This is a genomic window from Streptomyces tirandamycinicus (assembly GCF_003097515.1).
In the GTDB taxonomy this organism is placed as follows: domain Bacteria; phylum Actinomycetota; class Actinomycetes; order Streptomycetales; family Streptomycetaceae; genus Streptomyces; species Streptomyces tirandamycinicus.
The window spans coordinates 3877650-3893044 of record NZ_CP029188.1 but is presented as its reverse complement, the minus strand read 5'-3'; the positions used below and the strand labels follow the sequence as shown (position 1 = coordinate 3893044).

General features: G+C 73.0%; 10 protein-coding genes. 7 read left to right on the top strand and 3 right to left on the bottom strand.

What is annotated here, in order from left to right; all coding sequences use genetic code 11:
• Positions 1-21: 21 nt before the first annotated feature.
• Positions 22-2877: an AMP-binding protein gene (locus DDW44_RS17245; RefSeq protein ID WP_108906997.1), complete on the bottom strand. Its 2856-nt coding sequence runs from the start codon at positions 2875-2877 to the stop codon at positions 22-24.
• A gap of 303 nt (positions 2878-3180) precedes the next feature.
• Here DDW44_RS17245 and DDW44_RS17240 point away from each other — a divergent pair, with 303 nt between their 5' ends.
• The 4 genes from DDW44_RS17240 to DDW44_RS17225 all read left to right on the top strand — a co-directional run bounded on the left by DDW44_RS17240 (position 3181) and on the right by DDW44_RS17225 (position 8077).
• Positions 3181-4197 (top strand): iron ABC transporter substrate-binding protein, encoded by a 1017-nt coding sequence (locus DDW44_RS17240; RefSeq protein WP_108906996.1) that lies wholly within the window; start codon positions 3181-3183, stop codon positions 4195-4197.
• A 2-nt stretch (positions 4198-4199) separates the two neighbouring features.
• A complete protein-coding gene (locus tag DDW44_RS17235; protein ID WP_108906995.1) occupies positions 4200-5789 on the top strand; it encodes an ABC transporter permease in 1590 nt (529 codons plus the stop codon).
• The gene (locus DDW44_RS17230; RefSeq protein ID WP_108906994.1) at positions 5786-6841 is read left to right on the top strand and encodes an ABC transporter ATP-binding protein; all 1056 of its coding nucleotides are present in this window, start codon (positions 5786-5788) and stop codon (positions 6839-6841) included. The genes DDW44_RS17235 and DDW44_RS17230 overlap by 4 nt, the downstream gene beginning before the upstream one ends.
• A 354-nt stretch (positions 6842-7195) precedes the next feature.
• Positions 7196-8077: a serine hydrolase gene (locus tag DDW44_RS17225; RefSeq protein ID WP_108906993.1), complete on the top strand. Its 882-nt coding sequence runs from the start codon at positions 7196-7198 to the stop codon at positions 8075-8077.
• 85 nt (positions 8078-8162) lie between these two features.
• Here DDW44_RS17225 and DDW44_RS17220 read toward each other — a convergent pair whose 3' ends face one another.
• Positions 8163-9419, bottom strand: a complete 1257-nt coding sequence (locus DDW44_RS17220; RefSeq protein ID WP_108906992.1) for an RtcB family protein — start codon at positions 9417-9419, stop codon at positions 8163-8165.
• Positions 9420-9701: 282 nt separating this feature from the next.
• Here DDW44_RS17220 and DDW44_RS17215 point away from each other — a divergent pair, with 282 nt between their 5' ends.
• From DDW44_RS17215 to DDW44_RS17205, 3 genes are all read left to right on the top strand, one after another.
• The gene (locus DDW44_RS17215; protein ID WP_017948675.1) at positions 9702-10523 is read left to right on the top strand and encodes a hypothetical protein; all 822 of its coding nucleotides are present in this window, start codon (positions 9702-9704) and stop codon (positions 10521-10523) included.
• A 178-nt stretch (positions 10524-10701) separates the two neighbouring features.
• Positions 10702-11430, top strand: a complete 729-nt coding sequence (locus DDW44_RS17210) for a DUF3558 family protein (RefSeq protein WP_027731928.1) — start codon at positions 10702-10704, stop codon at positions 11428-11430.
• 352 nt (positions 11431-11782) lie between these two features.
• Positions 11783-13246 carry a DUF2637 domain-containing protein gene (locus tag DDW44_RS17205; protein WP_108906991.1) on the top strand — a complete coding sequence of 488 codons (1464 nt, stop codon included), beginning with the start codon at positions 11783-11785 and terminating at the stop codon, positions 13244-13246.
• A 276-nt stretch (positions 13247-13522) separates the two neighbouring features.
• Here DDW44_RS17205 and lysS read toward each other — a convergent pair whose 3' ends face one another.
• Complete coding sequence (gene lysS / locus DDW44_RS17200; RefSeq protein WP_017948672.1) at positions 13523-15262, bottom strand: lysine--tRNA ligase; 1740 nt, start codon at positions 15260-15262, stop codon at positions 13523-13525.
• Positions 15263-15395: the final 133 nt, after the last annotated feature.

Below are 15395 nucleotides of genomic sequence, written 5' to 3'. Positions count from 1 at the left end.
TCCGGTCAGGAGGCCGGGCGGCTAACGCCGGCCGCGGAGGCCGAAGAGGCCCGCGAACCGCGACGGGCGGGTGGACGGCGCGGAGCCCGGAGCCTGTGCGAAGGCCAGCGACGACAGGAAGGACAAGGACTTCAGCTGGGACGGCGACGTGCCCGCGGGCACCAGCGGCAGCCCCCGCATCAGGCGCGTCACCGCGATCGAGTAGGCGATGCCGAAGACGAGCGAAGCCGCCAGCGCCAGATGCTTCGAGAAGCCGTCCACGAGCGGGTAGATCTGCCAGTGCGTCAGGTAGATGTACATCGAGCCGGTCGCCACCAGCCCGGCCACCTGGTTGACACGCTCCCGGCTGGGCAGTGTCGGCAGCCACACCAGCAGCGCGAACCCGGCGACCACGACCGCCTCGCGCCAGGGCTCGCCGGGGAAGAACCCCGGCACGGTCGCGACGGCGGCCATGGTCACCAGCAGCCGCTGCGTCACCGTCCGGGACTTCGCCGCCGCCCAGCCGAGCGCGAACAGCCAGAAGACGGTCACCGCGTCCGTCATCTGCGAACGGTGCGGGAGGCCGACGAGGTCGTAGCGGGTGAGCAGGCCGAGCCCGGTGAGCAGCACGGGGAGGGCGAACGGGAAGCGGCGTTCCGCGCGGTCCGCGAAGGGCAGGCACAGTACGGCGACGACCGCGACGAGGATGTAGACGAGGGCCTCGATGAACCAGGTATGGATGCCCGGCCCCATGTCCTGCGGCCTCAGGGCGTTGTGCAGCAGGAACAGGTTGGACAGCGTGTAGTCGTCGCTGACGAGGAGCGCGAATCCGATCCAGGCCATGCTCGGCAGGGCGATACGGGCGATGCTGCGCCCGACGCGGCCGACGCGTTCGCGCCGTGCGGCGTCCGTGAGGTGGAAGCGGGCGAAGTTGTACCCGGCGACGGCGAGCAGCAGATGGGCTCCGCCCCTGATCGTGAAGACGCCGATGTGCGAGCCCACGACGCAGACGATCGCCGCGGCGCGCAGGGCGACACCGGTCTCCAGTCTGCGTCTTCGGGAGCGCGGACGCCCCGAGGGCGGTCTCTGCCCGGGCTGCCTCACGAGCTCGCGGATCGGGGTGGTGTGCCAGTCGGCCGGCAGCCGGCCCAGCCGGTCCTCGAGGTGGATGGACATCTCCACGTACGACAGCGAGTCGCCGCCGAGGCCGACGAACGTGCTGTCCTGCGTCACGTCCGTGCGGTCCAGGATCTGTGTGTAGAGCGCGCACAGGTCCTCGGCGGCGTCGCCGCCGGAGGAGGACGCGGGCAGTGTTTCGCCGCCGTCGGGGCGGGTGAGTGCGAGCACGGCCGGGTAGTCGGCCTTGCCGGTGGCCAGACGGGGCAGCTCGTCCACGACCCGGACGCGTACGGCACGCACCGGCAGATCGCACTCGTCCGCGATCAGCCGCCGTATCCGCCGTTCCTCGGCGGCACCGGAGGCACCCGGGCCGCAGGAGCCGGTGCGGTCACCTGTACCACCGGAGCCGCCTGGTCCCCCGGAGCCACCGGCATCACCGGAGCCGCCCGGGACGCCGAAGTCACCGGAGCCACCTGGGCCGCCCAAGTCACCCGAGGCACCCGAGGCAGCGCCGTCGCCCCGGCCGCCGGAGGCCGTCGCCGCGATGGCGAGTGCCTCGTCGTCGCCGGTGCACAGCGCGGCGATCCCGTGCCCCGCGAGCATCGCCTCGACCCGCTCGGGGTCGATCCGCAGGCCCAGAAGCTTCACGAACCGGCTGCGGCGCCCCACGATCTCGTAGAGCCCCTCGGGGGTGCGCCGCGCGAGGTCGCCGGTGCGCAGCTCGTCCACCGTCCGGCCGAGCGCGAGGTCCTCCGGGCCGTGGGCGTAGCCCAGCATGACGTTCGGCCCCGCGTACACGAGCTCCCCCGTTCCGGCCCCGGGGTGGTCCTCGACCGGTGCGATGCGGAACGAGCCACCGGGAATCGGCACCCCGATCGCCGCCGGGTGGGCGGCCGCCAGATCGGGCGGCAGATAGGCCATCCGGGCGGTGGCCTCGGTCTGGCCGTACATCACGAACAGGTCCCAGCCGCGGCGCGCGCCCAGCTCGGCGTAGTGCGCCACGCGCTCGGGTGCCAGCCGGCCGCCGGCCTGGGTGACGTACCGCAGATGCGGCAGGTCCATGTCGGCGAAGCCGACCCGGTCGAGCAGGTCGAAGGTGTACGGGACGCCCGCCAGGGACGTCCCGCGGGCACGGCGGAAGAGGTCCCAGAAGCAGGGGTCCGCCACCGACAGTCCGGTGAGGACGAGACCCGCCCCGCGCAGCAGATGGCTGTGGACCACGGAGAGCCCGTAGCAGTAGTGCAGCGGAAGGGTCGTCGCGGCCCGGTCGGTGTCGCGGATGCCGAGGTACGCGGCGATCGACTCGGCGTTCGCCTGGAGGTTCTCGTGCGAGAGGCGGACCAGCTTCGGCGAACCGGTGGAGCCGGACGTACTGAGCAGCAGGGCGAGATCCGGATGCAGGTCGTGGGCGGAGACCGCGCGCCGCTCCTCGAACTCCCACCGCCCCGGGACCGGCCGTACGACGACATCGGGGTCGTACGCCGCGATCAGCGACTCCACCGCCTCGGGGTGGTCGCCCGGAACGAGGAGCACCGGATGTCCCGCCGCGAGCGCGGCGAGATGCACGACCAGGGCCTCGGCGGTGTTGGCTCCGGGCAGCAGCACGAGCCGCCGCTCGGTGCCGAGGCGCAGGACGGTGTCCGCGACCCGTGCGGCGAGTTCGCGGTAGGAGATCTCGCCGTCCGCGGTGATGAGGGCGGTGCGGTCACCGTGGGTCGCGAGGCGGTGGGCGAGAGGCAGCATTCGGCCACTGGCGGGTGGTGCGGAGTGGAGCGTCACGGGCGCATCGTAGGTAAGCCTTTCCTTATCGGGAAGAGGAGGGTCGGCCCTCCGGGGCGGCGGAAGGCGAACCGTTCGCCAACTGGCCCCGCCCGCACGGGCGGAGAGATCCAGCCGCCCGGTGATCGCCTCCACCCTCGCCACCCGTGTCCAAGCCGTTACCTATGGCACTATTGACTCTTAGGTGAGGTTTACCTTACTAATGCTCCGTTCGGTTGTTCCACTCCCGGCGCCGGTCCCGCGCTCCACGCGGCACGCTCTCGCGTGGCGGTGGTGAGCACGTCAGAAAGGCCTTCACTCCTCATGCGACGCCCGTTGGCCCGCGCTCTCGCCGCTCTCGCCGCGACGGCCCTGTTCCTGCCCGCCGTCGCCGGCTGCAGCGGCGAGCCCGCCGGTCTCGTCATCTACTCCGGCAGGAACGAGAACCTCGTGGCGCCGCTCATCGAGAAGCTCGAGGAGCACCTCGGCACCACCGTCGACGTCCGATACGGCGGCAGCGCCGAACTCTCGGCGCAGCTCCTCGAGGAGGGCGACGAGACCGAGGCCGGCCTCTTCCTCTCCCAGGACGCGGGCGCCCTCGGCGCGCTCTCCAAGGAAGGCAGGCTCACGCCGCTGCCGCCGGCGACGCTCGACAAGGTCGCACCGAACTACCGCAGCTCGGCCGGCGACTGGGTCGGCGTCAGCGGGCGGGTCCGGGTCATCGCGTACAACTCCGAGAAGGTGACCGCGCCCCCGGGCAGCGTGCACGACCTGGTGAAGCCCGAGTGGAAGGGCAAGATCGGCTACGCCCCGGCCAACGCCTCCTTCCAGGCGTTCGTCACCGGCATGCGCGTCCTGGAGGGCGACGAGGCCACCCGCACCTGGCTGAAGGGGCTGAAGGCGAACAGCCCGAAGGCCTACGACAGCAACCTCAACGTCCTCGACGCCGTCGACTCCGGCGAGGTGTCCCTCGGCCTGCTCAACCACTACTACTGGTACGAGAAGGCGGCGGAGAAGGGCGCGGACAAGCTCCGGGCCAAGGTGCACTACCTCCCGAACGGCGACCCGGGCGGCCTGGTGAACGTCGCCGGAGTGGGTCTGCTGAAGGGCGCCGACAAGCAGCAGAGCGCCTACGCCCAGAAGGCCGCCGACTTCCTGCTGTCCGCCGAGTCGCAGCGCTACTTCGCCGAGGAGACCAAGGAGTACCCGCTCGCCGCGGGCGTCGAGCAGGCCGAGGGCGTCCCGCCGCTGGACTCCCTCCAGCCACCTCAGATCGACCTGGGGCGGCTCGACTCGCTGAAGGCGACCCTGGCCATGCTCCAGGACGTCGGAATGGTCTGACGGTGACCACACCGGATTCACCCGTCCGGAAGCGACCAGCCCCCCGCCCGGCCGCCGCCCCCGCGTCTGCCGGGCGTCGGCGCGCCGCGGCCCGGCCCCCCTGGCCGCTGCTCCTCACCGCCTGCCTGGCCGGGGCGCTCGCCCTGCTGCCGCTCGGCTATCTGGCCGTGCGGGCGCTGGAGCGCGGCCCCGCCTTCGCCTGGGACGTCATCGCCGACGAGCGGACCGGGGCGCTCCTGCTGCGCAGCCTCGGGCTCGCCGCCGTCGTTGTCGCGGCCTGCCTGGTGCTCGGCGTCTCCCTGGCCTGGCTGACCGTGCGCACGGCGCTGCCCGGCGTCCGCGTCTGGTCGGTGCTGGTGACCCTGCCGCTGGCCGTGCCCAGCTACGTCGCGGCGTTCACCTGGCTGTCCGCCGCGCCCCGGCTCGTCGGCTTCACCGGGGCCGCGCTCGCGATGACGCTGGTCAGCTTCCCGTACGTGTACCTGCCCGTCGCGGCCGCGCTGCGCGGGATCGACCCCGCGCAGGAGGAGGTGTCGCGCTCGCTCGGGAACGGCGCCGTGCGCACGTTCCTGCGCGTCGTCCTCCCCCAGCTGCGGCCGGCCGCCGCCGGGGGCGGGCTGCTGGTCGCGCTCTACGTGCTGTCGGACTTCGGCGCGGTGTCGCTGATGCGGTACGACACCTTCACCCGCGGCATCTACACCTCCTACCGGGCCAGTTTCGACCGCACCCCCGCCGCGGCGCTCAGCGCCGTACTCGTGGTCATGACCGTGGCGCTGGTGGCGGCGGAGGCCCGCACCCGCGGCCGCGCCGGGCACTCCCGGACCGGCCGGGGCACCGCACGCCCGGCGACGCCCCTCGCGCTCGGCCGGCTGCGGCTGCCCGCGCTCGCCTGGTGCGGGGCCGTCGTCGTCGCCGCCGTGGGCTTCCCGCTGGGCGTGCTCGGCTACTGGCTGGCCGTCGGCTCGTCCGCGACCTGGGAGCCCGCCCTGCTCACCGACACCGCGCTCACCACGCTGGGTGTGGCCGCGGCGGGCGCGGCGCTCACCACCGCGCTGGCCCTGCCGGTCGGCGTGATCGCGGCCCGCCACCGCGGCCGGGCGGCGCACCTGCTGGAGCAGGCCGCGTACGCCGGGCACGCCCTGCCCGGCATCACCGTCGCCCTGGCGCTGGTGTTCTTCGCCGTCCGCTACGCCCGCCCCCTCTACCAGGAACTGCCGCTGCTCGTCTGCGCCTACGCGGTGCTCTTCCTGCCCGTCGCGGTGGCCGCCACCCGGGCGGCGGTCCTCCAGGCCCCGCCGGTGCTGGAGGACGTCGCCCGCTCGCTCGGCCGCTCACCGCTGAAGGTGCTGCGCGAGGTCACCGTGCCGCTCGCCGCCCCCGGTGTGGCCGCCGGAGCCGCCCTGGTCTTCGTGGTGTGCATGAAGGAGCTCCCCGCGACCCTGCTGCTGCGGCCCACCGGCATGGACACCCTGGCCAGCCGGCTGTGGACGGAGACCGGAGCCGGCTCGTTCGCCGCCGCGGCGCCGTACGCGGCCGCGCTGATCCTCCTCGCCGCCGTCCCGTCCTACCTGCTCGGAAGGCACCGCACATGACCGACCTTCAGATCTGGGGACTGACCAAGGGGTACGGCCCCGGCGCCGCCGTCCTCGACGGCCTCGACCTCACCGTCCCCGGAGGCTCGCTGGCCGCAGTCCTCGGCCCCTCCGGCTGCGGAAAGACCACGCTGCTCCGCATCGTCGCCGGCTTCCTGCACGCCGACGCGGGCACCGTCACCCTCGGCGGACGCGCCCTCGGCGGACCCGGCGTCCATCTGCCGCCGGAGCGCCGCCGTATCGGCATCGTGCCGCAGGAAGGCGCCCTGTTCCCGCATCTCAGCGTGGCCCGCAACGTCGCCTTCGGGCTGACCGGGCTGGACCGGGGCGCACGCGGGCGGCGGGTCGGCGAGATGCTCGGGCTCGTCGGGCTCGACGGCTACGGCGACCGTATGCCGCACGAGCTCTCCGGCGGGCAGCAGCAGCGCGTCGCCCTCGCCCGCGCCCTGGCCCCCGAGCCCGACCTGGTACTGCTCGACGAGCCGTTCAACGCGCTCGACAGCGCGCTGCGGGCGGGGGTACGGGCCGATGTGCGCGCAGCGCTCCGGGCCACCGGCGCCACGGCGGTCCTGGTCACCCACGACCAGCAGGAGGCGCTCTCCACCGCGGACCTCGTCGCGGTCGTCCGGGACGGCCGGGTGGCGCAGTGCGCCGCGCCGCAGGACCTGTACCACCGCCCCGCGGACCCCTGGGTGGCCGCGTTCGTCGGCGACGCGGTGCTCGTCGGCGGCGCCGCCGACGGCGGCACCGTGAACACCCCGCTGGGCCGTGTGGCCCTGGCGGGCGGACCCGACGCACCGGGCGGGCTCCGCGAGGGCCGGGTGCTGCTCCGGCCGGAGCAGATCCAGCTGACCGACCCGGCCGCGGCGGACATCCGGGGCACGGTGACCGACGTGCACTTCTACGGCCACGACGCCATGGTCACCGTCGACGTCGACGGCGTGGACGGTCCGGTCGGCATCCGCGTCCCCGGCCCGGTACCGGTCCGCCCCGGCGGGCGGACGGGTATCCGCGTGACGGGGGAGGCGACGCTCCACCCGGCGACCGGCTGACGGCGCCGGGGCGACGCCCGGCCGCCTCGTGGACGAGAGGCGAGGACGGGGGACGGGGGACGGGGGACGGGCGGTGAGAGACGGCCGGACGGGGGACCGGGGGCCGGGCTGCGGGCATGTCCTTTGTCACACCCGGGCGGTGCCGCCACCGCCGGGGACGGTTCACCCGGCCCCGCCCCGGCCGCGACGGAACCCGTACGGGCCCGGGCCGAAGCCGGGCCGGGTCCGCCGACTCGGGCCCGCCGCGGCCTTCTCCGCCCGGCTCCTCCGTAGCGCACATCACACCCCGTCCCGCGCGCTCGTCGCCAACACTGGTTCGGACAAACCGACCGACAAGCGGAGGATCAGAGCCAGGTGGTGCATATACGAAGGGGCCGGCGTGGTCTGGCCGCCGCGCTCGTCGTCGGCGCGGTGGCTCCCGTGGTCGCGGGAACCGCGGCGGCCGACGCCCACGCGGCGCCGCCGCAGGTGAGGTGCAGCTCGGATAAGGCCGGGCTGGCGGCGAAGCTCCAGCGGGACATCACGGCGGCGCTGAGGGGCCGGACCGCCCTCACCGCGGTGTCCCTGCACGACCGTACGACGAAGACGGTGTGCGAGCTGCGCGCGGACCAGCGCTTCGACTCCGCCAGCACCGTCAAGGTCACCGTCCTCGCGGCGCTGCTGTGGGACGCGGACAGGCAGGACCGCCGTCTCACGGCGCGTGAGGCCGACCTCACGACCGCCATGATCACGAAGTCGGACAACAAGGCGACGACCGCGTTGTGGAAGCAGCTCGGCACCGCGAAGGTCGGCGGCTTCCTGTCCGCGGCCGGCATGACCCGGACGGTGCCGGGCAGCGACGGCCACTGGGGACTGACCCAGATCACGGCCGCCGACGAGCAGAAGCTGCTGGACCTGATCACCGCGAGGAACGGCGTGCTCAGCGACCGCGCCCGCGCCTACGCGCTCAGACTGATGCACGAGGTCGTGCCGGCACAGCGCTGGGGCACCCCGGCGGGCGCGCCGCGGTCGGCGGCACCGCACGTCAAGAACGGCTGGCTGTCGCGTGACACGGACGGCTGGCGGGTGCACGGCCTGGGCGCCTTCCTCGGCGGCGGCCACGACTACAGCATCACCGTGCTCACCCACGGCAGCAGGACGATGGCCGCCGGAGTCGAGACCACCGAGGCGGTGGCCCGCGCGATCCACAAGAACCTCGACGCCGCCGCGGGCGCGGGGGAGACCGGGACGGGCTGACGCCCGACCGCCCGGCCGGACGGACCGGGCCGCCGCGGGCCCGTACGTACTGCGCCCGGACCGGGCCGCCGCGGGGGCGTGGGCGTCACCCCTTGACGCAGATGACCTGCTTGAGCTTGGCGACGACCTGCACCAGGTCCTTCTGCTGGTCGATCACCTGGCTGATCGGCTTGTAGGCAGCCGGGATCTCGTCCACCACGCCCGAGTCCTTGCGGCACTCGACGCCCCGCGTCTGCTCCTCGAGATCCCTTGTCGAGAACCTCCGCTTCGCCGCGTTCCGGCTCATCCTGCGGCCGGCACCGTGCGAGGCGGAATTGAACGACTTCGGGTTGCCCAGGCCGCGGACGATGTACGACTCCGTACCCATCGATCCGGGGATGATCCCCCACTCCCCCGAGCCCGCGCTGATGGCTCCCTTGCGGGTGACCAGCAGGTCCATCCCCTCGTACCGCTCCTCGCTGACGTAGTTGTGATGGCAGCTGATCACGCCGGGGCGGTACTCCTCGGTCCTCGTCCCGCCCTCGGCATCCCGCTGCTCACAGGAGACGACCGAGTCGAACGTGACCTTGGCCTTGACGAACTCCCTGCGGACGACCTCCTGGAACAGCCCCATCATGATCGCGCGGTTGTACCTGGCGTACTCCTGCGCCCAGAAGAGGTCGTTGCGGTAGGCCGCCATCTGCGGGGTGTCCGAGACGAACACCGCGAGATCGCGGTCCACCAGGCCCTGGTTGTGCGGCAGACCCCGGGCCTCGCCGATGTGGTACTCGGCGAGTTCCTTGCCGATGTTCCGGGACCCGGAGTGCAGCATCAGCCAGACGGAACCGCTCTCGTCCAGGCAGAACTCGATGAAGTGGTTCCCGGAGCCGAGCGTCCCCATCTGCCTGGCCGCCCGCTCCCGGCGGAACTTGACCGGATCGGCGACGCCGTCGAACCGCGCCCAGAAGCCGCCGAACCCGGCCGACGGGAATCCGTAGACCCGACCGGGATCCACCGGGTCGTCGTGCATTCCGCGCCCGACCGGGATCGCCCGCTCGATCCTGGAACGGAGCCGGGACAGATCACCGGGCAGGTCGTTCGCGGTGAGCGAGGTCTTCACGGCCGACATCCCGCAGCCGATGTCGACACCGACCGCCGCCGGGCACACCGCGCCGCTCATCGCGATGACCGAACCGACCGTCGCACCCTTGCCGTAGTGCACGTCCGGCATCACGGCGAGCCCCTTGATCCAGGGCAGTGTCGCGACGTTCCGCAACTGCTGCATGGCGCCGTCCTCGACCGTGGCCGGGTCCGTCCACATCCGGATCGGGACCTTGGCGCCGGCCACCTCCACGTACGACATACCTTCTCGATTCCCCCGAATGGTCAGATAACGCAAAAGGATCGCCAGGGCCCAGGAAAGGGACATCGAACCGGCGTTCACTGCTCCGCGTGCGATAGACATTGTGTCCATCGGCACGCATCGGGCGGCAACACGTTTTCGCCCCGGGCGGCCACGGGCGAAACCGGGCGGTCACGGGCGCCACCGGACGGCCACGGGCGAAACCGGACGGCCACGGGCCGGTCGGCGACCGGTCCGGCCCGGGCCGGATGCGCAGGACGGCAGAGAAGGGAGCCTGGGAACGTGCGGCGAAAGGGGTACGCATCCGGCGTCGCGGCGCTGCTCACGGCGCTCGTCACCGGCTGCACCGGCGGATCCGCCGACGGCGGCGCCACCACCGAGGCCAAGGCCGGCGAGACCGCCGGGCCCGTCGCGGCTCCCGGCAAGTACCGCACGCTCTACGAGCCCTGCGGGGCCGTCGAGCGCTCGATGCTCAGGGACCTGCTCCCCGGCGCGGCCGAGCTGCCCGAGGAGCCGCAGGAGAAGGTGTTCCGCGGTACGGCCGCCGTCACCTACGACACGGACCGCCGCGTCGGCTGCAGCTGGAAGGCCGACGCCCCCGACGCCTCGCACCACCTTCGCATCGACGTCGAACGCGTGGTGTCCTACGACCAGGACGTCAGTGACGAGCAGCGCGCCCTCGAGGTGTACACCAGGAAGCAGGACGCGGCTGAGCTGCCGGCGCCCGCCGCGAGCGGCCGGAGCGGTACCGGCGCCCCGGTGACGGGCTCCCCCGCCACCGGCGCCGAGCCCTCCCCGGGCACCACCGCCCCGTCCGGCGGAGCCGCCTCCGGCACGCCCGGCTCGCCCGGCTCCCCCGAGGGACTGCAACCGCGCCTCCTCGACGGCCTCGGCGACGCCGCCTTCCTCGACGACGTCCTCACCCGGACCGGTTCCACCGCCCGGCACCGCACGGTGAGCGTGGTGTTCCGCACATCCAATGTGATCGTGACCGTCGAGTACGGCGAGCAGCCCGCCCGGGTGACGGAGATCCCGGACAGCAAGGAACTGCAGGAAAAGGCCCAGGGACTGGCCCTGAAGCTGGCCGAGCGGTTCAACGACTAGCGCGGGGGCCGGGCCTCCGGTGCGAGCGGGCCGCTTCGCCGCCCGGTCCCGTCGGGCGACCCCGCCGTCGTACCGTGTCGGCGTACCGTGGCCGCCCGGAACTCCGGACCGTCCACCCGGAGGCCCGGACCCGCGTCCGGCACTCCGGAGGACCGTACGACAACCGACTGAAGGAACCATGCACCGATCAGCCCCGCGACTCACCCGCATACTCGCCTGCGCCGCCGTCCCGGTGATGCTCGTCGTCGCCGGCTGCTCTTCGGACTCCGATGCCAAGGGCTCCGGTCCGGCCGACGGCTCGTCCTCCTCGCCCGAGGCCACCGCCCCCGGCGGCGAGCAGTCGCCGGTGTCCGTGGAGCCCGCGAAGTACGCCAAACTGCCCGACCCCTGCAAGGCACTGACCTCCAAGACGGTCGAGGAGCTGGTGCCGAAGGTGAAGAACAAGGCCGGCACCGCCGGCACCTCCAACGACACGGCCGCCCGCGGCAGCTGCTCCTGGAACGGCCTGGAGGACAAGGGCGTCAAGGGCTCGAACTACCGCTGGCTCGACGTGTCGTTCCAGCGCTTCGCGTCCGAAGCGGGCATCGGCAGCGGCGGGGACCGCGCCAGGAACGCCTATGAGAAGGAAGTGGCCGCGGTCAAGGCCACGGAGAAGGCCAAGGACGTCAAGTCCTCCCCCGCTGCGGGCGTCGGCGAGGAGGCCACCGCGATCGCCTACGGTCTCACCAAGTCCGGCGAGGACTTCCGCTACGCCACGATCGTGGCCCGCACGGGCAATGTCGTGGTGACCCTCGGCTACAACGGTACGGGCTTCGCGGGCGCCGAGAACCCGGACCCGTCGCAGCTGATGAAGGACGCGGTGACGGCGGCCAAGGAGGCCACCGCCTCCGTCGCCAAGGCCAACTAGGTCCGCGGCCGGGCGGCCGGGAGGAGGGCACCCCTCGGGCCCGGCGGACCGACGCCGGGGGGCCACCGCAGAGGCGCCACCGGTGAGGCGCCGCCCCACGACATCCCCGCGCGGGCGAACGCTGCGGCTGAGACGGCTGAAACGGCGGGGACGACCTCCACCGCCGACCCCCCGGCCTGGGCGATCTCACTCCCGCTGCGGCGACCGCACCCCGCACGATCCGCCGGCCGGGCCCCGGCACCCCGGCGCCCGGCCGGAGTCCGCCCCTCCCCGGAGGGCCCGACTCCGTCTTCATGTGCCAGGCTTGGGCCGCGCCGCGGGCGCCACGAACAGAAGAGGGAGGGGATCGCGGGTGGCCGCGATGCAGCTGACACGCACGCACCGCATACTCATCGGCGTGGTGGTCGCCGGAGCGGTGATCATCGCCGCGATCGGTTTCGCCGGGTCGTACGCCGCGGTGCGCGAACTCGCCGAGCAGAAGGGCTTCGGCCGCTTCTCCCTGGTCTTCCCCATAGGCATCGACGCGGGCATCTGCGTGCTGCTCGCGCTCGACCTGCTGCTGACCTGGATCCGCATTCCCTTCCCCCTGCTGCGCCAGACGGCCTGGCTGCTCACCGCGGCGACGATCGCCTTCAACGGCGCGGCCGCCTGGCCGGACCCGCTCGGCGTCGGGATGCACGCCGTCATCCCGGTGCTCTTCGTGGTGTCCGTCGAGGCCGCCCGGCACGCGGTCGGCCGGATCGCGGACATCACCGCGGACAAGCACATGGAGGGTGTCCGCCTCACCCGCTGGCTGCTCTCCCCGGTGCCGACGTTCCGGCTGTGGCGGCGGATGAAACTGTGGGAGCTGCGCAGCTACGAGCAGGTCATCAAGCTGGAGCAGGACCGGCTGATCTACCAGGCCCGGCTGCAGGCCCGCTTCGGGCGGGCGTGGCGCCGCAAGGCCCCGGTCGAGGCGCTGATGCCGCTGCGGCTGGCGAAGTACGGGGTGCCACTGGCGGAGACCGCGCCCGCGGGGCTGGCCGCGGCCGGGATCGAGCCGATGCTGCTGCCCCCCGACCCGGCCCGTGCCGAGGAGCTGTCCGTGGCGGCGGCCGCCGCAGCCGAGTTGCCGGCGGCGCGGCCCGGTCAGCAGGAGTGGCCGCAGCCGCACCCTGACGAGCGGTTCGAGCAGCCGGAGCAGGCGGTCGTCCACGAGAGCCCGTGGTTCTCCGCGCCCCAGCTCGCTCAGGAGGGGTACGCGGGCGCGTACGACCCCGCGTACGAGGAGGGCCCGGAGCCGCGTCCGGTCCGCCCGGCCGGCCCGGTCGGCCCCGGCGTGATCCCCGGTCCGCGCAGCGGCCGGGAACCCGGGCCCGAGCAGGAGCGCGACCATGAGCAGGAGCCCGGCCGCGGGTCCGGTCACGGGGACGAGACCGCCCACCGGACCGCCGGGGCGGAGCACACCGGCGAGCGGCAGCCGGACGGGTACGGAGCCGTTTCGCAATACGAGGCGGGGCCGCAGTACGAGGCAGGGCCGCAGTACGTGGCGGGGCCGCCGCAGGAGGCCGTTCCGCGGTACGAACCCGAGCCGAAGGGACCGGCGGCCGCGGAGGACCCGTCCCTGGACGACGAGGAGTTCGCCGAGCTGGCCTACCCGGTGTTCAAGGCGTACACCGACCAGCACGGCAGCCACCCCACGAGTGACCAGCTCGACATACACCTGACCGACGTCCACGGGATCCACCACCCGCGGAGCGCCAGCCTGCTGCGGAAGCTCAACCAGCAGTTCCAGAACCGCTACCAGGCGGACATGGAGGCCGAGCACATCGCCTGAGCCGGGCGCATCGCCCGAGCGGGGCACATCGCCTGAGCCGGGCACATCGCCCGAACCCGGCACGGCGCTCGGGTACTGCCGCTCGGGTCCTGCCGCGGTACCACCGCGCGGTTTCCGAGTCAGGTGCTGCCGGTCGGCTCCCGAGTCCGGTCCGGACGACGCGGCGGAACGGCAGGGCCCTCCACCACGCGGCGGTTCCACTCCTGGAACCCGGGCGTGGCGGAGGGCCCTTCTGCCGAACGGTCGCGCCGGGAGCTTCCCGGTGACCCCGGCCGGTCAGGCGGCCAGCAGCTTCCGCACCCGGTCCGCCCCGACCGCCAGCAGCAGCGTGGGCAGGCGCGGGCCCGTCTCCCGGCTCACCAGCAGCCGGTACAGCAGCGCGAAGAACGAACGCTGCGCGACCTTCAGCTCCGGCGTCGGCTTGGCATCCGGATCCAGGCCGGCCATCACCTTCGGCACTCCGTAGACCAGGGTCGTCAGGCCGTCCAGCGACCAGTGGGTGTCGAGCCCCTCCAGCAGCAGCCGCAGCGACTCGCGCGCCTCGTCGCCGAGTGAGCCGAGCAGCTCCGCGTCCGGCTCGGAACGCACGACCGTGCGGGCGTCGGCCGGGACCTGGGTGGTGATCCAGTTCTCCGCGCGGTCCAGCCTGGGCCGGGCCTCGTCGAGCGAGGACAGCGGGTTCGCCGGGTCCAGCTCGCTGAGGATGCGCAGTGTCTGCTCGTCGTGGCCGGCGGTGATGTCGACGACGGAGGCGAGCGTGCGGTACGGCAGCGGGCGCGGCGTGCGCGGCAGCTCACCCGCGGCGGTGCGGGCCGCACGGGCGTACGCGGCGGCGTCGGCCGGGAGCACGGTGCCCTCCGCGACCTTGGACTCCAGCTTGTCCCACTCGTCGTAGAGGCGCTGGATCTCCTGGTCGAACGCGATCTTGAAGGACTGGTTGGGCTTGCGGCGGGCGTAGAGCCAGCGCAGCAGGGGCGCCTCCATGATCTTCAAGGCGTCGGCCGGGGTCGGCACGCCACCGCGCGACGAGGACATCTTGGCCATGCCGGAGATGCCCACGAAGGCGTACATCGGGCCGATCGGCTGGACGCCGTCGAAGATCTCGCGGACGATCTGGCCGCCGACGACGAACGACGAACCGGGGGACGAGTGGTCGACACCGCTCGGCTCGAAGATCACACCCTCGTAGGCCCAGCGCATCGGCCAGTCGACCTTCCAGACCAGCTTGCCGCGGTTGAACTCGCTCAGCCGGACCGTCTCCGAGAAGCCGCACGCCGCGCACGAGTACGTCAGCTCCGTGGTCGCGTCGAGATACTCCGTGACGGTCGTCAGGTCCTTCTCGCAGTTGCCGCAGTACGGCTTGTACGGGAAGTAGCCGGCCGAACCGCCGCTGCCGTCGTCCTCGGACGCCGCGCCGGAGCCCTCGGCGGCCTCCAGCTCGGCCTCGTCGACCGGCTTCTGCTGCTGCTTCTTCGCCGGGGCCTTCGCCTTCGTCCGGTACTGGTCGAGGATGCCGTCGATCCGGGCGCGGTTGCGCATGGCGTGCAGGATCTGCTCGCGGTAGGCACCCGAGGTGTACTGCTCGGTCTGGCTGATGGGGTCGTACTCGACACCGAGCTCGGCGAGCGACTCGACCATCGCGGCCTTGAAGTGCTCGGCCCAGTTCGGGTGCGGCGAGCCGGCGGGCGCCGGCACCGACGTCAGCGGCTTGCCGATGTGCTCGGCCCAGCCGCCGTCCACCCCCTCCACGCCCGCGGGCACCTTGCGGTAGCGGTCGTAGTCGTCCCAGGAGATCAGGTGGCGGACCTCGTACCCGCGGCGGCGGATCTCGTCCGCGACCAGGTGCGGGGTCATCACCTCACGCAGATTGCCCAGGTGGATGGGCCCGGACGGAGACAGGCCAGACGCAACCACGACCGGTTTCCCGGGCGCACGCCGTTCCGACTCGGCGATGACATCGTCCGCGAAACGGGAGACCCAGTCGGTCTCGGTGCTGCTCTGAGCCACGATCGGCACGTCCTTGATTGCTTGAGTCTGTCGAAGCCGGCGTCTGCCATTCTCCCAGACGGAACAGCGCACCCGCGGGTTGTCCACAGGCGCACGCCCGCCGGTCCGGGGTCCCGCCCCGAACGGTCCGCCGGCACGGGCC